The 25,368-nt window shown below is 63.7% G+C and carries 25 protein-coding genes; 11 read left to right on the top strand and 14 right to left on the bottom strand.

Annotated elements, in window-relative coordinates:
- Positions 1 to 155: 155 nt before the first annotated feature.
- Positions 156 to 1,445: a crotonyl-CoA carboxylase/reductase gene (gene ccrA, locus H8B03_RS04405; RefSeq protein ID WP_193140520.1), complete on the bottom strand. Its 1,290-nt coding sequence runs from the start codon at positions 1,443 to 1,445 to the stop codon at positions 156 to 158.
- Between the two features lie 359 nt (positions 1,446 to 1,804).
- Here ccrA and H8B03_RS04400 point away from each other — a divergent pair, with 359 nt between their 5' ends.
- The 3 genes from H8B03_RS04400 to deoD all read left to right on the top strand — a co-directional run bounded on the left by H8B03_RS04400 (position 1,805) and on the right by deoD (position 5,084).
- A complete protein-coding gene (locus H8B03_RS04400; protein WP_193140519.1) occupies positions 1,805 to 3,772 on the top strand; it encodes a protein meaA in 1,968 nt (655 codons plus the stop codon).
- A 108-nt stretch (positions 3,773 to 3,880) separates the two neighbouring features.
- Positions 3,881 to 4,345, top strand: a complete 465-nt coding sequence (locus H8B03_RS04395) for a hypothetical protein (protein ID WP_193140518.1) — start codon at positions 3,881 to 3,883, stop codon at positions 4,343 to 4,345.
- Between the two features lie 34 nt (positions 4,346 to 4,379).
- Positions 4,380 to 5,084, top strand: coding sequence for a purine-nucleoside phosphorylase (deoD, locus tag H8B03_RS04390; RefSeq protein WP_193140517.1), 705 nt, complete (start codon positions 4,380 to 4,382; stop codon positions 5,082 to 5,084).
- Between the two features lie 29 nt (positions 5,085 to 5,113).
- Here deoD and H8B03_RS04385 read toward each other — a convergent pair whose 3' ends face one another.
- The 13 genes from H8B03_RS04385 to H8B03_RS04325 all read right to left on the bottom strand — a co-directional run bounded on the left by H8B03_RS04385 (position 5,114) and on the right by H8B03_RS04325 (position 13,925).
- On the bottom strand, positions 5,114 to 5,971 hold the full coding sequence (locus H8B03_RS04385; RefSeq protein ID WP_193140516.1) for a DUF1989 domain-containing protein: 858 nt from the start codon (positions 5,969 to 5,971) through the stop codon (positions 5,114 to 5,116).
- An 88-nt stretch (positions 5,972 to 6,059) separates the two neighbouring features.
- Entirely contained in the window at positions 6,060 to 6,218 is a 159-nt protein-coding gene (locus H8B03_RS04380; RefSeq protein WP_193140515.1) for a hypothetical protein, read from the bottom strand.
- A 113-nt stretch (positions 6,219 to 6,331) separates the two neighbouring features.
- Positions 6,332 to 6,556, bottom strand: a complete 225-nt coding sequence (locus H8B03_RS04375; RefSeq protein WP_193140514.1) for a hypothetical protein — start codon at positions 6,554 to 6,556, stop codon at positions 6,332 to 6,334.
- Positions 6,557 to 6,559: 3 nt separating this feature from the next.
- A complete protein-coding gene (locus tag H8B03_RS04370; protein ID WP_193140513.1) occupies positions 6,560 to 6,757 on the bottom strand; it encodes a DUF3955 domain-containing protein in 198 nt (65 codons plus the stop codon).
- 83 nt (positions 6,758 to 6,840) lie between these two features.
- A complete protein-coding gene (locus tag H8B03_RS04365) occupies positions 6,841 to 7,620 on the bottom strand; it encodes a succinate dehydrogenase iron-sulfur subunit (protein ID WP_193140512.1) in 780 nt (259 codons plus the stop codon).
- A 10-nt stretch (positions 7,621 to 7,630) separates the two neighbouring features.
- Complete coding sequence (gene sdhA / locus H8B03_RS04360) at positions 7,631 to 9,436, bottom strand: succinate dehydrogenase flavoprotein subunit (protein ID WP_193140511.1); 1,806 nt, start codon at positions 9,434 to 9,436, stop codon at positions 7,631 to 7,633.
- 20 nt (positions 9,437 to 9,456) lie between these two features.
- The gene (gene sdhD, locus H8B03_RS04355) at positions 9,457 to 9,828 is read right to left on the bottom strand and encodes a succinate dehydrogenase, hydrophobic membrane anchor protein (protein WP_193140510.1); all 372 of its coding nucleotides are present in this window, start codon (positions 9,826 to 9,828) and stop codon (positions 9,457 to 9,459) included.
- A gap of 12 nt (positions 9,829 to 9,840) precedes the next feature.
- Entirely contained in the window at positions 9,841 to 10,224 is a 384-nt protein-coding gene (gene sdhC / locus H8B03_RS04350; protein WP_193140509.1) for a succinate dehydrogenase, cytochrome b556 subunit, read from the bottom strand.
- A gap of 175 nt (positions 10,225 to 10,399) precedes the next feature.
- On the bottom strand, positions 10,400 to 11,434 hold the full coding sequence (locus H8B03_RS04345) for a MaoC family dehydratase (RefSeq protein WP_193140508.1): 1,035 nt from the start codon (positions 11,432 to 11,434) through the stop codon (positions 10,400 to 10,402).
- Positions 11,434 to 11,637, bottom strand: coding sequence for a DUF1737 domain-containing protein (locus tag H8B03_RS04340; RefSeq protein WP_193140507.1), 204 nt, complete (start codon positions 11,635 to 11,637; stop codon positions 11,434 to 11,436). The genes H8B03_RS04345 and H8B03_RS04340 overlap by 1 nt, the downstream gene beginning before the upstream one ends.
- A gap of 3 nt (positions 11,638 to 11,640) precedes the next feature.
- On the bottom strand, positions 11,641 to 12,186 hold the full coding sequence (locus H8B03_RS04335) for an NnrU family protein (protein ID WP_193140506.1): 546 nt from the start codon (positions 12,184 to 12,186) through the stop codon (positions 11,641 to 11,643).
- 2 nt (positions 12,187 to 12,188) lie between these two features.
- A complete protein-coding gene (locus H8B03_RS04330; RefSeq protein WP_193140505.1) occupies positions 12,189 to 13,061 on the bottom strand; it encodes a CoA ester lyase in 873 nt (290 codons plus the stop codon).
- A 111-nt stretch (positions 13,062 to 13,172) separates the two neighbouring features.
- A complete protein-coding gene (locus H8B03_RS04325) occupies positions 13,173 to 13,925 on the bottom strand; it encodes a sulfite exporter TauE/SafE family protein (protein ID WP_193140504.1) in 753 nt (250 codons plus the stop codon).
- Between the two features lie 161 nt (positions 13,926 to 14,086).
- On the opposite strand from H8B03_RS04325, the gene mdh reads away from it, so the two are divergent.
- The 8 genes from mdh (at position 14,087) to lpdA (ending at position 24,772) form a co-directional block, all read left to right on the top strand.
- Positions 14,087 to 15,049: a malate dehydrogenase gene (gene mdh, locus H8B03_RS04320; RefSeq protein WP_193140503.1), complete on the top strand. Its 963-nt coding sequence runs from the start codon at positions 14,087 to 14,089 to the stop codon at positions 15,047 to 15,049.
- A gap of 3 nt (positions 15,050 to 15,052) precedes the next feature.
- The gene (locus H8B03_RS04315; protein ID WP_193140502.1) at positions 15,053 to 15,880 is read left to right on the top strand and encodes a glycosyltransferase; all 828 of its coding nucleotides are present in this window, start codon (positions 15,053 to 15,055) and stop codon (positions 15,878 to 15,880) included.
- Between the two features lie 249 nt (positions 15,881 to 16,129).
- Positions 16,130 to 17,323: an ADP-forming succinate--CoA ligase subunit beta gene (gene sucC / locus H8B03_RS04310; protein ID WP_193140501.1), complete on the top strand. Its 1,194-nt coding sequence runs from the start codon at positions 16,130 to 16,132 to the stop codon at positions 17,321 to 17,323.
- A gap of 4 nt (positions 17,324 to 17,327) precedes the next feature.
- Positions 17,328 to 18,215 (top strand): succinate--CoA ligase subunit alpha, encoded by an 888-nt coding sequence (sucD, locus tag H8B03_RS04305; protein ID WP_193140500.1) that lies wholly within the window; start codon positions 17,328 to 17,330, stop codon positions 18,213 to 18,215.
- 322 nt (positions 18,216 to 18,537) lie between these two features.
- Positions 18,538 to 21,501: a 2-oxoglutarate dehydrogenase E1 component gene (locus H8B03_RS04300; RefSeq protein WP_193140499.1), complete on the top strand. Its 2,964-nt coding sequence runs from the start codon at positions 18,538 to 18,540 to the stop codon at positions 21,499 to 21,501.
- Positions 21,502 to 21,504: 3 nt separating this feature from the next.
- Complete coding sequence (odhB, locus tag H8B03_RS04295) at positions 21,505 to 22,995, top strand: 2-oxoglutarate dehydrogenase complex dihydrolipoyllysine-residue succinyltransferase (RefSeq protein WP_193140498.1); 1,491 nt, start codon at positions 21,505 to 21,507, stop codon at positions 22,993 to 22,995.
- A gap of 1 nt (position 22,996) precedes the next feature.
- The gene (locus tag H8B03_RS04290) at positions 22,997 to 23,266 is read left to right on the top strand and encodes a hypothetical protein (protein WP_193140497.1); all 270 of its coding nucleotides are present in this window, start codon (positions 22,997 to 22,999) and stop codon (positions 23,264 to 23,266) included.
- Positions 23,267 to 23,377: 111 nt separating this feature from the next.
- Positions 23,378 to 24,772: a dihydrolipoyl dehydrogenase gene (lpdA, locus tag H8B03_RS04285; protein ID WP_193140496.1), complete on the top strand. Its 1,395-nt coding sequence runs from the start codon at positions 23,378 to 23,380 to the stop codon at positions 24,770 to 24,772.
- Positions 24,773 to 25,368: the final 596 nt, after the last annotated feature.

The following is a 25,368-nucleotide window of genomic DNA, read 5'->3' as shown; positions in this document are numbered from 1 at the left end:
CTGAAAATCGTGACACACTCACCGCTTTGTGCCCCCCAGAAATAGGGAGGTTGGCGAGTTTAACCTGTTGATATTCCGTAAACCGCTTCAGTGGAAACGCAAACCGCCCCGGAAACCGGGGCGGTGCGAATGTCATCAGGATTTGGGGGGCGTGCTCAGCTCTTGCCGGCTTCCAGAGTGTCCTCGAAAGTGCGCAGCCCGGTTTTCGGGGCCTGCACCAGAACGGCCATGTTGCCCGGCTTGTGCTGGTTGCGCAGCATCATGATGTGGGCGTCGGGGATCTCTTCCCAGGGGAAAACCTCGGACATGCAGGGATCGATGCGCCGCTCGATCATCAGCTTGTTGGCGGCCGCCGCCTGCTTGAGATGCGCGAAGTGCGAGCCCTGAAGGCGCTTCTGGTGCATCCACATGTAACGCACGTCGAAGGTACAGTTGAAGCCCGAGGTGCCGGCGCAGATCACGACCATGCCGCCCTTCTTCACCACGAAGGTGGAGACCGGGAAAGTCGCTTCGCCCGGGTGTTCGAACACCATGTCGACGTTGTTGCCCTTGCCGGTGATGTCCCAGATCGCCTTGCCGAACTTGCGGGCTTCCTTGAACCAGGTGTTGTATTCCGGCGTGTTCACCGTGGGCAGTTGACCCCAGCAGTCAAAGTCCTTGCGGTTCAAAACGCCCTTGGCACCCAGGCTCATGACAAACTCGCGCTTGTCCTCGTCCGAGATCACGCCGATGGCGTTGGCCCCGGCGGCATTGGCCAGCTGGATCGCGAAAGAGCCCAGACCGCCCGAGGCGCCCCAGACCAGAACGTTCTGGCCCGGCTTCAATTCGTGCGGGTGATGGCCGAACAGCATCCGGTAAGCGGTGGCCAGCGTCAGCGTGTAGCAGGCGCTTTCTTCCCAGGTCAGGTGACGCGGGCGCGGCAGCAGCTGCTGGGCCTGCACGTTGGTGAACTGGGCAAAGGATCCGTCCGGCGTTTCATAACCCCAGATCCGCTGGCTGGGCGAATACATCGGGTCGCCGCCGTTGCATTCCTCGTCATCGCCATCGTCCTGGTTGCAGTGGATCACGACCTCGTCGCCCACTTTCCAGCTCTTTACCTTGTCGCCCACGGCCCAGACGATGCCCGAGGCATCGGAACCGGCGATGTGGTAGTCTTCACCATGGCTGTCGAAGGGGCTGATCGGAACGCCCAGTCCGGCCCAGATGCCGTTGTAGTTCACGCCGGCGGCCATCACGAGCACCAGAACCTCGTGGCTGTCCAAGACCGGAACATCGACGACCTCGACCTGGAAGGACTTGTCCGGCTCGCCGTGACGCTCGCGACGGATGGCCCAAGCGTACATCTGCTTGGGCACATATCCCATCGGGGGCATCTCGCCGATTTCGTACAGGTCCTTCTGCGGGGCGTCATATTCCGCAATCGCCGAATGTGTATCGAGAGCCATCAAAGCCTCCAAGCTGGTCCACATAATTGCCGCATCGCAGAATCAATGGGCGGTGTCTGGTCGGGATACTGCCCTTTGCGCAACTTCGCAACACCGTTCGCGCGAAAAATGAAAGATTATGTCTCATCATGCCTGCGTCGCGAGGAGCTAAAACATATAGCAGGCAAGCGATTGGCCAAAAACTTCGACCTTTTGGCAGTTGCAGCACCACTGCGGCGCCAAATCCCGTGAACCGAGCGATTTTTCCCCGTATAGGTAACGTGTACCGCCGCAACGCAGCGAATTGACAAGGTCATAAAATTCCAGATATGCAGTCGCGGACGCACATAAATTACCGACCCCAAGACGCGAGACGAGATATGAGTGAAGTGAAAAAAGATCGCCCCTGGCTCTTCCGCACCTACGCGGGGCATTCCACGGCCAAGGCGTCGAACGCGCTTTACCGCAACAACCTTGCCAAGGGGCAGACCGGGCTGTCGGTGGCCTTCGACCTGCCGACCCAGACCGGCTATGACAGCGATCACGAACTGGCGCGCGGCGAGGTTGGCAAGGTCGGCGTGCCGGTGTCGCATCTGGGCGACATGCGCGCCCTGTTCGACAATATCCCGCTGGAACAGATGAACACCTCGATGACCATCAACGCCACGGCGCCCTGGCTGCTGGCGCTGTATATCGCGGTGGCCGAGGAACAGGGCGCCGACATCACCAAGCTGCAAGGCACGGTGCAGAATGACATCATCAAGGAATATCTCAGCCGGGGCACCTATATCTGCCCGCCCAAGCCGTCGTTGCGGCTGATCACCGATGTGGCCGCCTATTGCTATACCAATGTGCCCAAGTGGAACCCGATGAACGTGTGTTCCTATCACCTGCAAGAGGCCGGGGCCACGCCCGAGCAGGAACTGGCCTTTGCGCTGGCCACCGCCTGCGCGGTGCTGGATGACGTCAAGGACAAGGTGCCAGCCGAGGATTTTCCGCAGGTCGTGGGGCGGATTTCCTTCTTCGTGAACGCCGGCATCCGCTTCGTCACCGAGATGTGCAAGATGCGCGCCTTCGTCGATCTGTGGGACGAGCTTTGCGCCCACCGCTACCACGTCGGCGATGCCAAGTTCCGCCGCTTCCGCTATGGCGTGCAGGTGAACTCGCTGGGGCTGACCGAACAGCAGCCCGAAAACAACGTCTACCGCATCCTGATCGAGATGCTGGCCGTCACCCTGTCGAAAAAGGCCCGCGCCCGCGCCGTGCAGCTTCCCGCGTGGAACGAGGCGCTTGGCCTGCCCCGCCCCTTCGACCAGCAATGGTCGCTGCGCATGCAGCAGATCATGGCCTATGAGACCGACCTGCTGGAATACGCCGACCTGTTCGATCACAACCCGGCGGTCGAGAACAAGGTCGAAGAGCTGAAGCAGGGCGCGCGGGCCGAGCTGGCCAATATCGACGCCATGGGCGGCGCGGTTTCGGCCATCGAATACATGAAGTCGCAACTGGTCACCGCCAATGCCGAACGGCTGGGCGGCATCGAAAAGGGCGACACCATCGTCGTGGGCGTCAACAAGTGGACGCAGGGCGAACCCTCGCCGCTGATGGATGCGGACGGCGGCATCATGACCGTCGATCCGGCGGTCGAAGCCGAACAGATCGGTCGCCTGAACGACTGGCGCGCCTCGCGCGATGCCAATGCCGTCAAATCCGCGCTGGCCGCCCTGCGCGCAGCGGCCAGGGATGGCACCAACATCATGGAACCCTCGATCACCGCCGCCAAGGCCGGCGTCACCACCGGCGAATGGGCCGAAACCATGCGCCAGGTCTTTGGCCAGTATCGCGGCCCCACCGGCGTGTCGCGGTCCGTGTCCAACAAGACCGAAGGGCTGGACGATATCCGCGCCTCGGTCGATGCGATCTCTGACAAGCTGGGCCGCCGCCTGAAGTTCCTGATGGGCAAGCCCGGACTGGACGGCCATTCCAACGGCGCCGAGCAGATCGCCTTCCGCGCCCGTGATTGCGGAATGGAAATCGACTATGAGGGCATCCGCCTGACACCGGACGAATTGATCGCCGCCGCCAAGCGCGAAGATCCCCATGTGATCGGCCTGTCGATCCTGTCGGGCAGCCATATCCCGTTGGTCGAAAGCTTCATGGAAAAGGTGAAGGCCGAAGGGCTGACCCACATTCCGGTTCTGGTCGGCGGCATCATTCCCGACGACGACGCCAAGCGCCTGCTGGCGATGGGGGTGGCCAAGGTCTATACCCCCAAGGACTTCGAACTGAACCGCATCATGGTCGATATCGTGGAACTGGCCGACCCGGCCGCCGTCGCGGCGGAGTAGATCCGGCACCCGGCCACGGCAAGACCCCGCCCTCTGGGCGGGGTTTTCGCTTTTGGCGCGCCGGGAATTCGGTAAGCTGCCGCAAACACTTCTGGATGCGAGCCTGCCATGATCCGCCTTTCCCTGATCCTTTCCCTTTGCCTGTCTGCCGCCGCTGCGCGGGCCGAAACCGAATTGCCCGACCCGCTGCGCGCCGTGCTGTCGGAACGCGTCACCGACTGCGAGGGATTCGAGAGCGGCACGCTGGAACTGGAGGCCGACGCCATCCAGCGTGTCGACCTGACCGGCAATGGCGAAGACGACTGGGTACTGGATGAATTTCACCTGCGGTGCTCCTCGGCCGCCTCGTTGTATTGCGGCACCGGCGGCTGCGGGCTGAACCTTCTGGTCGACGGGGTGGTCACCTCGCGCCTGTCCAAGGGCTGGGACGTCACCGACCTGGGCCCGCTGCGCACGGTGCTGATCCAGATCCACGGCAGCGCCTGCGGCGGCACCAACGTCAACGCCTGCGTCGAGGCGATGGTCTGGGACGCCACTGAAGGCCGCTTCTTCTCACCAATTGACCAGAACTGACCCTGCCCCTCTTTCCCGAACCACGGAGCCCCCGATGACCGTTCATATTGGCGCCGCCCCCGGCGATATCGCAGAAACCGTCCTGTTGCCCGGCGACCCGCTGCGCGCGAAATGGGCCGCCGAGACCTTTCTTGACGACCCGGTCTGCATCAACGAGGTGCGCGGCATGCTGGGCTTCACCGGCACATGGCGCGGCAACCGGGTGACGATCCACGGCTCGGGCATGGGGATGCCGTCGCTGTCGATCTATGCCAACGAGCTGATCTCGACCTATGGCGCAAAGACCCTGATCCGCATCGGCTCGGCCGGGGCGATGCAGACCCATGTAAACCTGCGCGACGTGGTGCTGGCGATGACCGCAACCACCCTGTCGACGCCCTCGCGCGGGTTCTTCAAGGACATCAACTTTGCCCCATGTGCTGACTATGGCCTGCTGAAAGCCGCGGAAGAGGCCGCCGCCGCGCGCGGGGCGGCCACCCATGTGGGCGGGATCTATTCATCGGATGTGTTCTATGACGAACGCCCCGATCTGAACGAGATCATGACCCGCCACGGCATCCTTGCCGTCGAGATGGAAGCGGCCGAACTGTACAACCTCGCCGCACGCTTCGGGGTGCGGGCGCTGGCGGTGGTGACGATCTCGGACCATCTGCTGCGCGACGAAGCGCTGAGCGCCGCCGACCGGCAATCCAGCTTTGGCGATATGGTCGAGATCGCGCTGGAGGCCGCCTTCGCCTGAGCCCTTCGGACGACAGAGGCTGAAACCGGTCAGCCGCCGCTTTCCGTGCCGTGGCTGCGGTCATAGGGATTGAGCGGCGGTTCGGCCCAGCCCTCCAGCGCCCCCCCGGGCAGATCATAGACATCGACGCGCAGAGGGTGACAGGCGGCCGTATCGCTGGAATGCTCCGCCCCGCAATCGCCGCCCGGACAGGCCGACAGCGCGCCCAGAAGATCGATCTCGGCGAAGAACTCCAGATGATCACCGGGCCGCACCGGGCTTGCCTTCATGAAATACTGGCCGGTGTCGCGGGTGAACCCGGTGCACATGAAGACGTTCAGAACGTCGTGCACATGCGCCTCGGCCTCGGCCAGCGACAGGCCGGTTTCGGCGGCCAGCGCGCGGGTCAGGTTGGAATGGCAACAGTGATGATACGGGGCCTGCGACAGCAGCATGTGCGTGTAGGGATCGCAGCGGGTGCCAATCACGTCGTGGACCGCACCGCCGTAGGCGTCGATGCCGTACCAATCCAGCGAATCATGGGTGATCGTGGCCATCGGGCGCAGCGTCGGAAAGCCGGACCAGAGCCGGTCGCCGTTGCTGACATGGCTGCCGTGCAGGGCGCGGGTCTTGCCGGAATAGAAGCGCTCGTGCAGGTCATGGGCATTCCACAGGTTCAGATCGCCAACCTGTGGCCCGTCGGTGCAGGTGATGCGGAAGATCTGTCCGGCGCGGACGTGAAAACAGGCGGCCTCACGCGCGGGCACCGTAACGCTGCTGACCGGGTGCAACTGCGCCCGCTGCGCAGCATCGGGTCGGAAGGCGGGGCGGGGCAAGGTCTGGTTGGGATAGCAGATCACCGGGGCGACGGCGCGCCGGGCCTCGGCATCCTGTGGCGGTTGGGGCATGGGCGGAATCTTTCGGGGCGACACCAGAGGGAAGTTTCCCCCAGAACGCCCCGGATCGGTTCCGGCTGCAAGTGCAATCCGCGCAGGGTCAGGCGGCTTCGTAGTAGCCCTCGAACGTACGGGCGTCGCGCCGCAGCAGTTCTTCGTTGGTCCGGACCGGGGCCGGCATGTAGTAGGACCACGATTCTTCCAGAATGGCCAAGGCCTTGTCGGCCGGCGTTTTCGGAAACACGGATACATTGTTCATTGGAAACTCCAGAACAAGACATCCTCCCTGCCGATGAAGATAGGCCTGCCTGACGTGCACGTCATCGCCCAAGTCGGCAAGGGCGTCATGCGTGCCACGCATGTCGGTCGGATCTAGGGGCGCGGGGTACGCCGTGCCTTGCGCAGGCACACGGGCGGCGGCAGGTTGTTGGCAGCAAAGGTTTCCGCGCCGCAGTTCATGCAGATGAAATAGCGCCCCTCGGGGGTATCCTTGGTGTGGTTTTCCCGCCAGCGGCAGTCTTTCAGGCGCTGGCGCGCCTTGTAGGTCAGGATCATCCAGACCAGCACGATCACCGCGACGACAAGAAGAAGGGGCATGGCTCAGCCTCTCCGGAAAAACCGAGTGACCAGTGCGAACAGCACCAGACCGGCACCGGCCAGCATCAACAACCAGCCACCGCCCAGCAGGAAGAAGGGTTCTTGCAGGACGCCGTTCTCGTCGACCTCGCTGCCGATCAGTCCGAAGGCGACCCAGCAGGCCGCCGCCAGGATCATCAGGATCAGTCCCAGACGCATCATCACGGGCGGTTCCCCTTGTTGCAATGAAATCGGGGGACACGGCCACAAGCCGCGTCCCCCGAATACCGTGTCGAACCGTTCCCTCAGACCTGGCGTTCGACCATCATCTTCTTGATCGAGGCGATGGCCTTGGCCGGGTTCAGCCCCTTGGGGCAGGTCTTGGAACAGTTCATGATGGTGTGGCAGCGATACAGCTTGAAGGGATCCTCCAGCTCGTCCAGACGCTCGCCCGTGGCTTCGTCGCGGCTGTCGATGATCCAGCGGTAGGCGTGCAGCAGCGCGGCCGGGCCGAGGTAGCGATCGCCGTTCCACCAATAGCTCGGGCAGGAGGTCGAGCAGGAGGCGCACATCACGCATTCATACAGACCGTCCAGCTTCTTGCGATCCTCGATGGATTGCTTCCACTCTTTCGCCGGGCGGTTGGTCTTGGTTTCCAGCCACGGCATGATGCTGGCGTGCTGGGCGTAGAAATGGGTCAGGTCGGGGATCAGATCCTTGACCACCGGCATGTGCGGCAGCGGGTAGATCTTCACGTCGCCCTTGATCTCGTCCATGCCATAGATGCAGGCCAGCGTGTTGGTCCCGTCGATGTTCATCGCGCAGGAGCCGCAGATGCCTTCCCGGCAGGACCGGCGGAAGGTCAGCGTCGGATCGATCTCGTTCTTGATCTTGATCAGCGCATCCAGAACCATCGGACCGCAGGTGTCCATGTCCAGGAAATAGGTGTCCACGCGCGGGTTCTGACCGTCGTCCGGGTTCCAGCGATAGATCTGGAACTTGCGCACGTTGGTCGCGCCCTGGGGCTTCGGCCAGGTCTTGCCCGTGGTGATCTTGGAGTTCTTGGGCAGGGTAAATTGTACCATCGTCGCCTCCTTAGAACGTCCGCGCCTTGGGCGCGATTTTGGCCAGGCTGATGCCGCCTTCAGCTTCGGTGGACAGCGGGTCAGTGACGACCGGGCGATAGCTCAGGTCCACGGCAATGCCGTCGACACGCGCCACGGTGTGCACCCGCCAGTTGTCGTCATCGCGGGTCGGAAAATCCTCGTGCGCATGGGCGCCACGGCTTTCCTGACGCGCCTCGGCCCCGGTGATGGTGGCCAGCGCGTTCGGCATCAGGTTGGTCAGTTCCAGCGTTTCCATCAGATCCGAGTTCCACACCAGCGAGGTGTCGGTGACCTTCAGGTCATCCAGCTTCGCGGCGATGGCTGTCATCTTCTCGACGCCTTCCTTCAGGGTTTCCGAGGTGCGGAACACGGCGGCGTCGGCCTGCATGGTCTTTTGCATTTCCAGGCGCAACTCGGCGGTGCCGATGGTGCCCTGCGCGTACCGCAGACCGTCGAACCGGTCGAAGCTCTTCTGGATCTTGTCCGCAGGCGCGGTCGGGATCGCGGCCTCGCGGTCGACCACATCACCGGCGCGGATCGCGGCAGCGCGGCCAAAGACCACCAGGTCGATCAGCGAGTTCGAGCCCAGGCGGTTCGCCCCGTGCACCGAGGCACAGCCCGCTTCACCGACGGCCATCAGGCCCGGCACCACGGCAGTGGGGTTGTCGGCGGTGGGGTTCAGAACCTCGCCCCAATAGTTCGTCGGGATACCGCCCATGTTGTAATGCACGGTGGGCAGAACCGGGATCGGTTCCTTGTTCACATCGACACCGGCGAAGATCTTGGCGCTTTCCGAGATCCCGGGCAGGCGTTCGGCCAGGGTTTCGGGCGGCAGGTGGTTCAGGTGCAGGTGGATATGGTCACCCTCGGCACCCACGCCACGGCCTTCGCGGATCTCCATGGTCATCGACCGGGAAACATAGTCGCGCGGGGCCAGGTCCTTGTAGGTCGGGGCGTAGCGTTCCATGAACCGCTCCCCTTCCGAGTTGGTCAGGTAGCCGCCTTCGCCGCGCGCCCCTTCGGTGATCAGGCAGCCCGAGCCATAAATGCCGGTCGGGTGGAACTGCACGAACTCCATGTCCTGCAGCGGCAGGCCGGCGCGGGCCACCATGCCGCCACCGTCGCCGGTGCAGGTATGGGCCGAAGTGGCCGAGAAATAGGCGCGGCCATAGCCACCGGTGGCCAGAACCACCATCTTGGCGTTGAACACGTGGAAGGTGCCGTCGTCCAGCTTCCAGCACAGCACGCCCTGGCAGACACCGTCGTCGCTCATCAGCAGGTCGATGGCGAAATACTCGATGTAGAACTCGGCGTTGTTCTTCAGCGACTGGCCATAAAGCGTGTGCAGGATGGCATGGCCGGTCCGGTCCGCCGCGGCGCAGGTGCGCTGCACGGGGGGGCCTTCGCCGAATTCGGTGGTGTGACCGCCGAAGGGGCGCTGGTAGATCTTGCCTTCTTCGGTCCGCGAAAACGGCACACCGTAGTGTTCCAGCTCGTACACCGCCTTGGGCGCCTCGCGGGCCAGATATTCCATGGCGTCCGTATCGCCCAGCCAGTCCGACCCTTTCACGGTGTCGTACATGTGCCACTGCCAGTTGTCGGGGCCCATGTTGGACAGCGAGGCAGCGATGCCCCCCTGTGCCGCCACGGTGTGCGACCGGGTCGGGAAGACCTTGGTCACACAGGCCGTGCGCAGCCCCTGTTCGGCCATGCCCAGCGTGGCCCGCAGGCCCGCGCCACCGGCGCCGACGACAACCACGTCATAGTCGTGGGATTCGTATTCATAAGCAGCCATTTGGTGTCAGCTCCGTCAGATCAGAGGGCCAGCCGCACAAGCGCGAAGACGCCCATGCCCATGGCGAAATAGGAAAGGCAGGTGACGGCGATGATCAGCCATTCCCGCGTCATGCCGTGGGAGTAGTCCTCGATCACCATCCGCATGCCGCGGATGAAGTGCAGAAAGCCCGCCACCAGCATCAGCGCGGTGATCACCGCCGGATAGGGGCGGGCGAAATGGGCCAGGACCTCTTCATAGGGTTGGCCCAGTTGCGACCCGAAGGTGCACAGGAACAGCGGGGTCAGGATCAGCAGGCCATAGGAGCTGACGGTCATCCGCCAGAAATTCTCGGTGCCGGTCTTGGCCGAGCCCATGCCCACGGCGCGCTTGCGGTCGGTAAGATATGCCATTTTCCGGTCTCCTCAGACGGCGATCGCGGTGATGAGGGTCAGCAGGACAGAGCCGCCGATGATGCCATAGGCCAGCTTGTCGGCCATCTCGACCTCAAGGCAATAGCCGGCGTCCCAGACAAGGTGACGAAGTCCGGCCAGCGCGTGATACCACAGCGCCCAGACCGAGCAGAACATGATCAGGTCGCCGATGAAGCTTGTGACGATCCCGTCGACGAAGGCGAAATGCTCCGGCCCGGACGCTGCACCAACCAGCCACCAGACGGACAGGAGCGCGCCCAGCAGCAGACCCACGCCCGTGATCCGGTTCAGGATCGAAGTAATGGCCGCCAGCGGCATACGGTAGATCTGCAGATGCGGCGAGAGCGGACGGGATCCGCGGTTCACATCAGCCATAGGTCATCCTTTCACGGGATCGAATACACTTGCTGCATAGGTGATAGCAGCTTTTCACTAGCTGTCAGCGCGGCAAGCCACGCAAATGGCGCGGTGTTTTGGCGCAATTAGCGGTAACGGACAGCAAACGTGATCACAGGAAAAATTTTGTGATCACGTTCCGGGGCGCGACTCCTCAGATGGGAATCAGCGCCCAATAGTCCAGATCCAGAAGGACCTCGGGCTTGTATTTGCCGTCATCGCCCTTCAGCGCGAAGGGCTCGGCCCCGTCCTTGGTGGCCACAAGACGCAGGCGCAGGGCACCGACGCCGGGGGCGGAAGTTTCGGCCTTGTCCAGCACTTCGGACCACGCCTTGACGGTCAGGCCCGAGAACGCCGGGTTGGCATGGGCGCCGCCGTTCAGGCCGACGATCATCTGCGCGTTGGCCAGCCCGTTGAACGACAGCGCGCGCGCCAGCGAGATGATGTGCCCGCCATAGATCAGGCGCTGGCCATCGGGGCGGAAGGTGGCGTCGAAATGCACCTTGGCCGTGTTCTGCCACAAACGCGTGGCCAGCATGTGCTCGGCCTCTTCCAGCGTCACGCCATCCACGTGGTCGATCTTCTCGCCGATCTCGTAGTCGCCCCAGCGGTGCGGTTCTCCGGCCAGCGCGAAGTTGTAGCCGGTGAAATCCAGCCCCTCGGGGATCACCAGATCGGCCGGGTCCACCACGGTGCGCAACGCGGGGATCACGGTTTCCGGCGCCGGGGCGTCCGGGTCGCGTTTGCGCACCATCACCCAGCGCACGTATTCCAGCACCGGCTCGCCATTCTGGTTCAGGCCGGTGGTGCGCACATAGACCACGCCCGATTTGCCGTTGGAGTTCTGCTTCAGCCCGATGACCTCGGACACTGAATTCAGCGTGTCGCCGGGCCAGACCGGCGCCAGCCAGCGGCCCTCGGCGTAGCCAAGGTTGGCCACGGCATTCAGGGAAATGTCGGGGACAGTCTTGCCGAACACCACATGGAAAGCCGCCAGATCATCCAGCGGTGCGCTTTCCAGCCCGCAATCCTGCGCGAACATGTCCGAGGAATACAGTGCATGCCGCGCCGGATACAGCGCATGGTACAGCGCCCGCTCGCCCTCGGCCACGGTGCGCGGCACCGCGTGGGCGATTACCTCGCCGACGCGGTAGTCTTCGAAAAACCGGCCCGGATTGGTCTTGCCCATCACTGCGCTCCCAGCTTGATGTCGGGGGTGTAGTCGCCCGGCGCATCCTTGACGACCGCCTGCCCGCAGCGCATCACGCCACGCGCCGCGTCGAAGGCATAGGTCGGATCGCCGTGCAGCATCCATCCCTTGTTCAGCGCCGCCGTCACCTTGTGGCAGAAGGCGCTCGTGTCATCCTCGCTGAGGAACCGATAGATTTTCATGGATCACCCGAAAACAGAAAGACCAAACAGAGTGTGCGCCCAGGCCAGCACCGCATAGATCACCAGCGAGATGCCGATGTTGACTAGGTCGCCGCGCGGCCTGATCTCGGCGGGCGGGGTCCACTCCGGCTCGGCCTTGTTGATCAGCACGACCTGCACCACCGCCCAGCCCAGAATCCCGCCGAACAGCAGGATCGAGGCCAGATCGCCATTCACCAGCAGATGCGCAAACGCCCAGGTCTTGACGCCCGTCAGCATCGGATGCCGGACGATCTGCGCCAGCCGGCCCTTGGACGAGCCGATGCCGAAAAAGTAGACCGAGATCAGCATCAGCAAATTGTTGACATGGGTCAGAAAGGTCGGCGGCGACCAGACTTCGATGTAATCCGCGCCGCGATAGCCAAGGATCATCAGCACCAGACCGGCGCCGATGGCCAGCGCCACCATACCTTTGCCCTTCTCCCCCAGGCCAGCCCGACGATCGGGCGCGACCCGTTTGAACACATGGGCGCCGATCCACAGCGCCAGACCCAGGATAAGAAGGAACATGATCAGCCCTCCAGAGCTGCAACCGCCGACGCCTTCGCCAGTACCTGGCGGGCGGTGACGATATGTAGGTTTTCAACGATCTTGCCATCGACGACGGCAACACCTTTCCCTTCGGCCTCGGCGGCCTCGAAGGCTTCGATCTGCCGTTTCGACAGGTCGATCTCGGCCTCGGACGGGGCGAAGGCAGCGTTGGCGACGGCCACTTGCGCCGGGTGGATGAGGGTCTTGCCGTCAAACCCCATATCGCGGCCCTGATCGCATTCGACCTTCAGCCCGTCTTCGTCCTTGAAGGCATTGTAGACACCATCGACGATGGCAATGCCAGCGGCACGCGCTGCCAGCAGGCACAGTTGCAGCGAGGTCAGCAGCGGTTCGCGATCCGCGCGGAAGCGGGTCATCAGCTCCTTGGCCAGATCGTTGGTGCCCATAACGAAGCCGCCCATACGCGGCGCCGCAGCAATATCGGCGGCGTTCAGGATGCCCTGCGGGGTCTCCATCATCGCCCAGATGCGGGTCTCGGCGCAGGCCGGAATGGCGTCCAGCCTGGCCGCCACTGCCGCGATCTCGGCGGCCGAGCCGACCTTGGGCAGCAGCACCGCCTGCGGGCCGACGGCGGCAATCACCTCAAGATCCTTCGGGCCCCAGTCCGTGTCCATGCCGTTCAGGCGAACGATCTGATAACGTTGACCATATCCACCCGCGCTCAGGGCCGCGGCCAGCGTGTCGCGGGCGCTGTCCTTGGCGTCGATGGCGACCGCGTCTTCCAGATCGAAAATGATGGCATCCACCGGCAGTGTCTTGGCCTTTTCCAGTGCCCGCTCGTTCGAGCCGGGGATGTAAAGGACGGACCGGTAGGGGCGCGCGAGATTATCCATGATTCCCTCATTCGTTTTCTGCGCCATGCCATATTTATGCCGCAACTGCAAAGGGGGTGCGCAACAAAAATGCGCAAGGACCGTGTTTTCCGAAGGATTTTTACTTAGCCACTACGTGAGTGCATCCCAAATCAGCTTTGACCCGGCGATGGTCAGCAGAACATAGGTGATGCCGAAGAACAGCCGGTCAGGCATCACACGGTTGGCGAACACCCCCAGAACAGCGCCCAGAACCGCCACTGGCGCCAGCCACACCACGATGGTCATGCCTTCCAGCGTGAACATGCCCAGCCCGGTATAGACCGCCGCCTTGACCGCGTTGACCACCGAGAACATCGCCACGGTGGTGGCCTGGAACATCACCTTGGGCAGCCCCTGCGACAACAGGTACATCAGCGTCGGCGGCCCGCCGGCATGAGCCACGAAACTGGTGAAGCCGGCGCCCAGCCCGCTGAGCAGACCGATCCGCGGCGGCAGCGGCTCGGTCCGCGCCTTGACCCAGCCCAGCGCCACCGCCAGCTGGAATCCGACGAACAACAGCGCGATGGTCCCGATCAGAAAGCGGAACACATCCGGGTCGGCAAAGCCATAGACGGCGGCGGCCAGGAAGATGCCCGGCATCGCCCCGGCAATCAGGATGCGGAATTCGCGCAGGCTCCACTTGCCCCAATAGGCTTTCAGCCCGGTCACATCCATCAGCATCAGAAGCGGCAGCATCACACTGAGCGCCAGTCCCGGTTCCAGCACCAACGCCAGGATCGGCGTTGCCGCGAAAGAGGCTCCGCCGCCGAACCCGGTCTTCGACACCGCGGCCACCAACACCCCGACCGAGGCCACCGTAAGAAAGAACAGGTCGAATTGCATGGGTCCACCGAACGGATGTGTGTCACTGCCCCCGGATTATTTGGAATTATTGCCGGACGCGAGCGCTAACTGCTGCGGTTCGCCGCGTCTGCGATACTTGCACCAACGTCGCAATAGGACTACGCACCCCGCACAATCCATAGGATCGGAGATCAAGACTCATGGCCAGACCCAAAATCGCCCTGATCGGTGCGGGGCAAATTGGCGGCACCCTTGCCCATCTCGCAGCTCTGAAAGAACTGGGCGACGTCGTTCTGTTCGACATCACGGACGGCATCCCGCAGGGCAAGGCCCTGGACATTGCAGAATCCGGTCCTTCCGAAGGCTTCGATGCCACGATGACCGGCACCACCGATTATGCCGATATTGCCGGCGCAGACGTCTGCATCGTCACCGCCGGTGTGCCGCGCAAGCCGGGCATGAGCCGCGATGACCTGCTGGGCATCAACCTGAAGGTCATGAAATCGGTCGGCGAAGGCATCCGCGACAACGCCCCCGACGCCTTCGTGATCTGCATCACCAACCCGCTGGACGCCATGGTCTGGGCCCTGCAGCAGTTCTCGGGCCTGCCCGCGAACAAGGTCTGCGGCATGGCCGGCGTTCTGGACAGCGCACGTTTCCGCCACTTCCTGTCGGTGGAATTCGACGTTTCGATGAAAGACGTCACCGCCTTCGTTCTGGGCGGCCACGGCGACACAATGGTGCCGCTGACCCGCTATTCCACCGTCGCCGGCATCCCGCTGCCCGACCTGGTGGACATGGGCTGGACCACGCAGGAAAAGCTGGACGCCATCGTGCAGCGCACCCGTGACGGCGGCGCCGAAATCGTTGGCCTGCTGAAGACCGGATCGGCCTTCTACGCACCGGCCACCTCGGCCATCGAAATGGCGGAAAGCTACCTGAAGGACCAGAAGCGCGTCCTGCCCTGTGCCGCTCAGTGCAACGGCGAATTCGGCCTGAAGGACATGTATGTGGGCGTGCCCACCGTGATCGGCGCCGGTGGCATCGAAAAGGTCATCGACATCAAGCTTGGCAAGGACGAACAGGTCATGTTCGACAAGTCGGTTGATGCCGTCAAAGGTCTGATGGCTGCCTGCAAGGGCATCGACGATACCCTGGTCTAAGCCATGACCACCGCGACCGGCACACCTGCCACGGCCCCTTGCGGCTTCGTTTTCGGAGCCTCGGGCGATCGGTTTGCCAAGGTCGCGGACCGGGCTGCGCGCTCACTGCGCGCAGCCTCTCCTGGCATCCCCATCGACATCTATACCGACAGTCCCGTGGACGAGAGCGCCTATGACATGGTGCACGCCCTGGGCAAAAGCTGGTTCCGGCCGAAGTTCGAGGCGCTGCTGCGTTCGCGGTTCGAACGCACGGTCTATCTTGATGTGGACATCGTGGTTGTCGGCGATATCTCGGACATCTTCGACGTTCTGGAACGGTTCGACGTGGCGCTGGCCCATGTGCAGAACCGCAACCAGAAGTTCGCGCGCAAGACCTGGCGCAAGCCGATCCCGAATGCCTTTCCGCAGTTCAACGGCGGGCTTCTGGGCATCCGGCGCAGCCCTGAAGTCACCGAAATGCTGATGGAGTGCATTGCCGCGCTGGAGGCGGGCGCGCCCAAGGACCAACCGGTCCTGCGTGAATTGATCTATGACAGCAGCCTGCGCGTCGCGACCCTGCCGCCGGAATACAACTCCCGCGACCGGGCTTTGTGGCAGCACGGAAGCTCCCGCCTGACCGCGCCCCGCGTGCTGCACGCCAGCCGCTTCATGCGGTTCAAGAACGGCAAGCCGATCACGCCCGAACAGCTGTATGGCCGCGCCTTCATGCGCCATGTGAAAAACCTGCTGGCCGAGGACCGGACCCTGAACCCGGACGCCACCGGCTATGTGCCCCGTCCCTATGATCTGGGTGGCAGGCTGGGCAACCTGTTCCGGATCAGGCGCGGCTGAAACCACCCACGCGGCCCGTACCCCCAACCCCGGGCAGCCGCACGCCCCCTGGGTGATTCGCCAGAAAATGCGTGTTTCCGCTATCATCCCGCGCATCGGGAATTGATTTGTGATCACTAATTTTTTGGCTGTGATCACAAACGCCGGAAAACCCGCTAAAACCCCGTCAGTGCGACCAAATGGTGTTTCCGACTGTGAATGACCTGTGGTTAGTCAGGCGCATCACATGAACCAAGACGGGACAGTTTCATGAACATTCATGAATACCAGGCGAAAGCCCTCCTCCGCGACTACGGCGCTCCGGTGTCTGACGGCCGCGTCGTTCTCAAGGCCGAAGATGCCAAGACTGCTGCCAGCGAGATGGACGGCCCGCTGTGGGTCGTGAAAGCCCAGATCCATGCCGGCGGACGCGGCAAGGGCTCGTTCAAGGAAGCTGACGCCGGCGAAAAGGGCGGCGTGCGCCTGGCCAAATCGGTGGAAGAAGCCGCCGAGGAAGCCAAGAAGATGCTGGGCCGCACCCTTGTGACCCATCAGACCGGCCCGGCGGGCAAGCAAGTCAACCGCATCTACATCGAAGACGGCTCGGGCATCGAGACCGAGATGTACCTGGCGCTGCTGGTCGATCGCCAGACCTCGCGCATTTCCTTCGTGTGCTCCACCGAAGGCGGCATGGACATCGAGGAAGTGGCCGCAGCCACCCCCGAGAAGATCCTGTCGTTCTCGGTCGATCCCGCCACCGGCTACCAGCCGTTCCACGGCCGCCGCATCGCCTTCTCGCTGGGTCTGAAAGGCCCGCAGGTGAAGCAGTGCGTGGCGCTGATGGGCATTCTCTACAAGGCCTTCGTCGAGAAGGACATGGAGATGCTGGAGATCAACCCGCTGATCGTCACCGACGAGGGCAACCTCAAGGTTCTGGACGCCAAGGTCGGCTTTGACGGCAACGCGGTCTACCGCCACGCCGATATCGCCGCCCTGCGCGACGAGACCGAAGAAGACCCCAAGGAACTGGCCGCTTCCAAGTTCGACCTGAACTACATCGCCCTGGACGGCGAGATCGGCTGCATGGTCAACGGTGCCGGCCTGGCGATGGCCACCATGGACATCATCAAGCTGTACGGCGCCGAGCCCGCCAACTTCCTTGATGTCGGCGGCGGCGCCACCACCGAGAAAGTGACCGAAGCCTTCAAGATCATCACCAGCGACCCGAACGTCAAAGGCATCCTGGTGAACATCTTCGGCGGCATCATGCGCTGCGACGTGATCGCGGAAGGCGTGGTCAGCGCGGTCAAGGAAGTCGGTCTTCAGGTGCCGCTGGTTGTCCGACTGGAAGGGACCAACGTGGAAAAAGGCAAGGAGATCATCAACACCTCCGGCCTGAACGTGATCGCGGCAGACAACCTGTCCGATGGCGCCGAGAAAATCGTGAAAGCGGTGAAGGGTTAAGAAAATGGCTGTTCTTGTCGACGAAAACACCAAGGTCATCTGCCAGGGCTTCACCGGCTCGCAGGGGACCTTCCACTCCGAACAGGCCATCGCCTATGGCACCAAGATGGTGGGCGGCGTGACGCCGGGCAAAGGCGGATCGACCCACCTTGACCTGCCGGTGTTCAACTCCGTGCATGAAGCCAAGGACGTGACCGCGGCCAATGCTTCGGTGATCTACGTGCCGCCGCCCTTTGCTGCGGATTCGATCCTGGAAGCCATCGACGCCGAGATGGAACTGATCATCTGCATCACCGAAGGCATCCCGGTGCTGGACATGATGAAGGTCAAGAAAGCGCTGGAAACCTCCAAGTCGCGCCTGATCGGCCCGAACTGCCCCGGTGTCATCACCCCGGACGCCTGCAAGATCGGCATCATGCCCGGCCACATCCACAAGCGTGGCTCGGTCGGCGTGGTCTCGCGCTCGGGCACCCTGACCTACGAGGCGGTCAAGCAGACCTCCGACGCCGGTCTGGGCCAGTCCACGGCCGTGGGCATCGGCGGCGACCCGATCAAGGGCACCGAGCATATCGACGTGCTGGAAATGTTCCTGGCCGACCCGGAAACCACCTCGATCATCATGATCGGTGAAATCGGTGGCTCGGCGGAAGAAGAAGCCGCGCAGTTCCTGGCGGACGAGAAGAAAAAGGGCCGCTGGAAACCGACCGCGGGCTTCATCGCCGGCCGCACCGCGCCTCCGGGCCGCCGCATGGGCCATGCCGGTGCGATCGTTGCCGGTGGCAAGGGCGGCGCCGAGGACAAGATCGAAGCCATGCAAGCCGCTGGCATCGTCGTGGCGGACAGCCCCGCCGGTCTGGGCGAAGCCGTGCTGAAGGCCATCGAACTGGGCTGAGCCCGCTTCGCGCCCCCGTGGCGCCCGAATGATACCCGAGGGTGCGGTCCCGCCGCGCCCTCGCCCTGCAACCGGACTTCGGGCCCTCGCCCGACATGTTTAGGCCACCATGATCGCAGTGTTTCCTTCCGTTTCACGCCACCTGCCGGGCCTTCCGGCCGGATTGGCTGTTGATCGGTCCGGGGCAACTGGCATGATCGGGTCTGTGCCCGACGCGTGGTCATCGACCGCGCCCCTGAATTTTCCCGCGCTTCCCCCGGCGCGCCTGCCCGCCCGTTTTGGGCAGCCCCTAATCCGGTCCTAACCCGCAAGAGGCAATCAAATGACCGATCAATCCCCCAACGACCTCTTTCATGCGTCATCCTTCCTGCAGGGACACAACGCCGAATATGTGGAACAACTCTACGCCCGTTACGCGACCGATCCGGCCAGCGTCGACGCGGCCTGGGCTGAATTCTTCCGCGCGCTCGGGGATGCCGAAAGCGACGTGCGGGCCGAGGCTTCCGGTCCGTCCTGGGCCCGCGCCGACTGGCCGCCGGTGCCCAATGACGAACTGACCGCCGCGCTGGACGGGCAATGGTCCGATCCGGTCAAGGAACAGAAAGCTGCGGGCGACAAGATCAAGGCCAAGGCGCAGGAACTGGGCGTCGAGGTCAGCGACGACACCATCAAGCGCGCGGTGCTGGATTCGATCCGCGCCCTGATGATCATCCGCGCCTACCGGATCCGGGGTCACCTGGTGGCAGACCTGGACCCGCTGGGGATGCACGACCAGACCCCGCACCCGGAACTTGACCCGCGTTCGTACGGGTTCACCGAGGCCGACATGGATCGCCCGATCTTCATCGACAAGGTGCTGGGGCTGGAAATGGCCACCATGCGCCAGATCGTCGAGATCGTGAAGCGCACCTATTGCGGTACCTTCGCGCTGCAGTACATGCACATCTCGGACCCCGAGCAGGCCGGCTGGCTGAAGGAACGCATCGAAGGCTATGGCAAGGAAATCGCCTTCACCCGCGAAGGCCGCCGCGCCATCCTGAACAAGCTGGTCGAGGCCGAGGGCTTCGAGAAATTCCTGCATGTCAAGTACATGGGCACCAAGCGGTTCGGTCTCGACGGCGGCGAAAGCCTGATCCCGGCGATGGAACAGATCGTGAAGCGCGGTGGTGCGCTTGGCCTGCGGGACATCGTGATCGGCATGCCGCACCGTGGCCGTCTGAACATCCTGGCCAGCGTGATGAGCAAGCCCTACCGCGCCATCTTCAACGAATTCCAGGGCGGCAGCTTCAAGCCCGAGGACGTGGATGGCTCCGGCGACGTGAAATATCACCTCGGCGCCTCGTCGGACCGCGAGTTCGACGGCAACACGGTCCACCTGTCGCTGACCGCCAACCCTTCGCACCTTGAAGCCGTGAACCCGGTGGTTCTGGGCAAGGCCCGCGCCAAGCAGGATCAGCTGGGCGACACCGAGCGGACGGCGGTTCTGCCGGTGCTGCTGCACGGCGACGCGGCCTTCGCGGGCCAGGGCGTCGTGGCCGAATGTTTCGCCCTGTCGGGCCTGCGCGGCCACAAGACCGGCGGCACCATGCACATCGTGGTCAACAACCAGATCGGCTTTACCACTGCGCCGCATTTCTCGCGCTCGTCGCCCTATCCGACCGACAACGCGCTGGTGGTCGAAGCCCCGATCTTCCACGTCAACGGCGACGATCCGGAGGCCGTGGTCCACGCCGCCAAGGTCGCGACCGAGTTCCGCCAGAAGTTCCACAAGGACGTGGTTCTGGACATCTTCTGCTACCGTCGCTTCGGGCACAACGAAGGCGACGAGCCGATGTTCACCAACCCGGCGATGTACAAGACCATCAAGAAGCACAAGACCACGCTTCAGCTGTATACCGAGCGTCTGGTCGCCGACGGGCTGATCCCCGAGGGCGAGATCGAGGACATGAAGGCCGCCTTCCAGGCCAAGATGAACGAAGAGTTCGACGCCGGCACCGAGTACAAGCCCAACAAGGCCGACTGGCTGGACGGGCGCTGGTCGCATCTGGACCCGCGTCAGGAAGAATACGATCGCGGTCAGACCTGGATCAAGGACGAGGTCTTTGACGAGGTCGGCACCGCCCTGACCCGCAAGCCGGACGACTTCAAGGTCCACAAGACCGTTGACCGCCTTCTGGACGCCAAGCGCAAGATGTTCGAAAGCGGCGAAGGCTTCGACTGGGCCACGGGCGAGGCGCTGGCCTTCGGCTCGCTGGCAACCGAGGGCTACCCGGTGCGCCTGTCCGGTCAGGACTGTACGCGCGGCACCTTCTCGCAGCGCCACTCGGCCTTCATCGATCAGGAAACCGAAGAGCGCTACTATCCGCTCAACAACATCCGCGAAGGTCAGGCCCGCTACGAGGTCATCGACTCGGCGCTGTCGGAATACGCGGTGCTGGGCTTCGAATACGGCTATTCGCTGGCCGAACCCAACGCGCTGACCCTGTGGGAAGCCCAGTTCGGCGATTTCGCCAATGGCGCCCAGATCATGTTCGATCAGTTCATCAGCTCGGGAGAGCGCAAATGGCTGCGGATGTCGGGTCTTGTCTGCCTGCTGCCGCATGGGTTCGAAGGCCAGGGACCGGAACACAGCTCAGCCCGTCTTGAGCGGTTCCTGCAGATGTCGGCGGAAGACAACTGGATCGTGGCCAACTGCACCACGCCGGCCAACTATTTCCACATCCTGCGCCGCCAGATCCACCGCAGCTTCCGCAAGCCGCTGGTGCTGATGACGCCGAAATCGCTGCTGCGTCACAAGCTGGCGGTGTCGCGCCGCGAGGACTTCCTCGAAGGCTCGTCCTTCCACCGCGTGCTGTGGGACGATGCCGAACTGGGCAGTTCGCCCACCAAGCTGGTGGCGGACAAGAAGATCAAGCGCGTTGTCATGTGCTCGGGCAAGGTCTATTTCGATCTGCTGGAAGAACGCGACGCGCGAGGTCTGGACGATGTCTATATCCTGCGGATCGAGCAGTTCTATCCCTTCCCGGCGCTGTCGCTGGTCAAGGAGCTGGAGCGCTTCAAGGGGGCCGAGATGGTCTGGTGCCAGGAAGAGCCCAAGAACCAGGGCGCATGGACCTTCATCGAACCGAATATCGAATGGGTCTTGCGCCGCATCAAGGCCAAGAACTCGCGCCCGTCCTATGTCGGACGCGCCGCCTCCGCCTCCCCGGCAACGGGTCTGGCCAGCCAACACAAAGCACAGCAAGCCGCGCTCGTGAACGAAGCGCTGACGATCGAAGGGAAATAACCCATGTCCACCGAAGTCCGTGTCCCCACCCTTGGCGAAAGCGTCACCGAGGCCACCGTGGCAACCTGGTTCAAGCAGCCCGGCGATACCGTCGCTGTTGACGAGATGTTGTGCGAACTGGAAACCGACAAGGTGACCGTCGAGGTTCCCTCGCCGGCTGCCGGCACCCTGGCCGAGATCGTGGCACCCGAAGGCACCACCGTTGGCGTCGATGCCCTGCTGGCCTCGATCGCGGCGGAAGGCGCCGCGGCAGCGCCCGCCCCGAAAGCGGCGAGCGCCCCCGCAGCGGCCCCGGCCGACGGCGGCGGCGACAGTGTCGATGTGATGGTGCCCACCCTGGGCGAATCCGTCACCGAGGCCACCGTTTCCACCTGGTTCAAAAAGGTGGGCGACAGCGTCGCGCAGGACGAGATGCTGTGCGAGTTGGAAACCGACAAGGTGTCGGTCGAGGTTCCGGCCCCCGCCGCCGGCGTGCTGACCGAGATCCTGGCGCCCGAGGGCACCACCGTGGACGCCACCGCCAAGCTGGCGGTTCTGGGCGGCGCCGGTGCCTCTGCTGCCGCCCCCGCAGCGGCCCCGGCTGCAGCGCCCGCCGCCTCGGGTGGCAAGGACGTGGAAAACGCGCCTTCGGCCAACAAGCTGATGGCCGAAAAGGGCATTGATCCCGCGTCGGTTTCGGGCTCGGGCCGCGATGGCCGCGTGATGAAGGGTGACGTTCTGGCCGCGATGGCCGCCCCGGCAGCGCCTGCCGCCACCGCCGCTGCCCCGCGCGCGCCGGTTCCGGCCGATGATGCGGCCCGAGAGGAACGGGTCAAGATGACCCGCCTGCGCCAGACCATCGCCAAGCGCCTGAAGGACAGCCAGAACACCGCCGCCATGCTGACCACCTACAACGAGGTGGACATGTCGGCGACCATGGCGCTGCGCAAGGAATACAAGGATCTGTTCGAGAAGAAACACGGTGCCCGCCTGGGCTTCATGTCCTTCTTCACCAAGGCCTGCTGCCACGCCCTGAAGGAAGTGCCCGAAGTCAACGCCGAGATCGATGGCACTGACATCGTCTACAAGAACTTCGTGCACATGGGCATCGCCGCAGGCACGCCGACCGGCCTTGTGGTTCCGGTCATCCGCGACGCCGACCAGATGTCCTTTGCCGAGATCGAAAAGGCCATTGCCGAGAAGGGCAAGCGCGCCCGGGACGGCAAGCTGTCGATGGCGGAAATGCAGGGCGGCACCTTCACCATCTCGAACGGCGGCGTCTATGGCTCGCTGATGTCCTCGCCGATCCTGAACCCGCCGCAGTCGGGCATCCTTGGCATGCACAAGATCCAGGATCGTCCGATGGTGGTGAACGGCGAGATCGTGATCCGCCCGATGATGTACCTGGCGCTGTCCTATGATCACCGCATCGTGGACGGCAAGGGCGCCGTGACCTTCCTGGTGCGGGTCAAGGAAGCCCTTGAGGATCCGCGCCGCCTGCTGATGGACCTGTAAGATGGCGATCCACCTTCTCTGGCAGGCCGATGTGGCCGACTTCGACGCCTGGCACGCGGTGTTCCAGGAAGACCGGAAGGCCCAGCATGCCGCCGGGCTGACCACCCTGCACGTCTGGAAGGATCCCGAACAGCCCAACCACGCGCTGGTGCTGTTCGCGGTGTCCGACCGCGACAAGGCCAAGGCCTTCCTGAAGTCCGACGATCTGGCCATGCACCTGGAACGCGGCGGCGTCGCACATGTGCAGATGAAATTGCTGGAAGCCGTTTGAACGCGGCTGGCCCGCCCCCTGATCGGGCGGGCCGTTTGCCACCTGACACTCACAGAACACGCGGGCGCGCGTTGCGCCCTGCCCGCAAGACCGACCTGAAGGAGTCTCCCCATGGCTGACTATGACGTCATCGTAATCGGCGCCGGCCCCGGCGGCTATGTCTGCGCCATCCGCTGCGCCCAGCTGGGCCTGAAAACCGCTGTCGTGGAAGGCCGCGAGACCCTGGGCGGCACCTGCCTGAACGTCGGCTGCATCCCCTCCAAGGCGCTGCTGCACGCCACCCACTCCCTGCACGAAGCCGAACACAATTTCGCCGACATGGGCCTGAAGGGCAAAGCCCCCTCGGTCGATTGGGAGCAGATGAAAGGCTACAAGGCCACTGTGGTCGGCCAGAACACCGGCGGTATCGAGTTTCTGTTCAAGAAGAACAAGATCGACTGGCTCAAGGGCTGGGGCTCGATTCCCGAGGCCGGCAAGGTCAAGGTCGGCGACGAGGTGCACAACGCCAAGAACATCGTCATCGCCTCCGGCTCCGAAGCGGCCTCGATCCCCGGTGCCGAGGTGACCATCGACGAGAAGATCGTGGTGACTTCCACCGGCGCGCTCGACCTGCCGAAGATCCCCAAGAAGATGGTCGTGGTCGGCGCCGGTGTCATCGGGCTGGAAATGGGCTCGGTCTATGCCCGCCTGGGTACGGAAGTCACCGTGGTGGAATTCCTCGACCACATCACGCCGGGCATGGATGCGGACGTGCAGCGCGCCTTCCAGAAGATCCTGTCCAAGCAGGGGCTGAACTTCGTCCTTGGCGCGGCGGTGCAGAAGGTCGACACGCTGAAGACCAAGGCCAAGGTCACCTACAAGCTGCGCAAGGATGACAGCGAACACACCATCGACGCCGACACGGTGCTGGTCGCCACGGGGCGCAAACCCTTCACCGAAGGGCTGGGTCTCGACACGCTGGGCGTCGAACTCAGCAAGCAGGGCCAGATTGTCACCAATGCCCATTGGGCCACCAATGTCCCCGGCCTTTACGCCATCGGCGACGTGATTGCCGGTCCGATGCTGGCGCATAAGGCCGAAGATGAAGGCATGGCCGTGGCCGAGGTACTGGCCGGCAAGCATGGCCACGTCAACTACGACGTGATCCCCGGCGTGATCTACACCACGCCCGAGGTCGCCACCGTCGGCAAGACCGAGATCCAGCTCAAGGACGAGGGCCGCGCCTACAAGGTCGGCAAGTTCTCCTTCATGGGCAACGCCCGTGCCAAGGCCGTGCATCAGGGCGACGGCTTCGTGAAACTGCTGGCCGACAAGGAAACCGACCGTATCCTCGGCGTGCACATCATCGGCCCCGGTGCCGGCGATCTGGTGCACGAGGTCTGCGTGGCCATGGAATTCGGCGCCTCGGCGCAGGATCTGGCGCTGACCTGCCATGCCCATCCGACCTATTCGGAAGCCGTCCGCGAAGCGGCGCTGGCCTGCGGCGACGGTGCCATCCACGCCTGACCGGACGCTCGGACCCCAAGACCAGACAGGGCGCGGCCTTCCCCGCGCCCTTTTTCATGCCTGCCGTGAACATGGCAGTTTCTGCATGGCGGCATTGCATCTTTCTGCAGTTGCACAATAGCTGGACCCGTCGTAGCTCCCGGTCATCCAAGGCCCCTGTGGCCAGTCCCTGATGACAGAGTGATCCAATGCATCCGAACCTGATGAACTTCGACCCGAAACCCACCGAACCCCGCGCCGCCCGTCCGCGCCTGAACTGCTGGAACATTTTCCGCCTGTTCTCGATCGGCCGCCGCACCGCCTGAGTCCCCCGGACGCAACGCAGCCTCCGGAACTGAGATTTGGCCGGGCGGGCCCGTTGCTGGCCTGCCCGGCCGCTGCTTGATTCGAGCCTTGGGATCATTTGCGCGGCGGCAGGGGCTCCGCCCATTCGCGCCTCAAACGATCCCCGTTCGGCGGAAAAATGCGCCACTGGCGCGTTTTCGTTTCCGCCTCACCGTTTCCAAGACGGCTTGGGGCTCCGCCCATTCGCGCCTCAAACGATCCCCCGGATCGTTTGCAAGACGGCGCTCATTCTTCTTGGCACAAATACTCCG

The sequence above is a fragment of the Meridianimarinicoccus sp. MJW13 genome, from assembly GCF_014901205.1.
Taxonomy (GTDB): Bacteria; Pseudomonadota; Alphaproteobacteria; order Rhodobacterales; family Rhodobacteraceae; genus Meridianimarinicoccus.
This window is presented reverse-complemented; position numbering and strand designations above follow the sequence as displayed.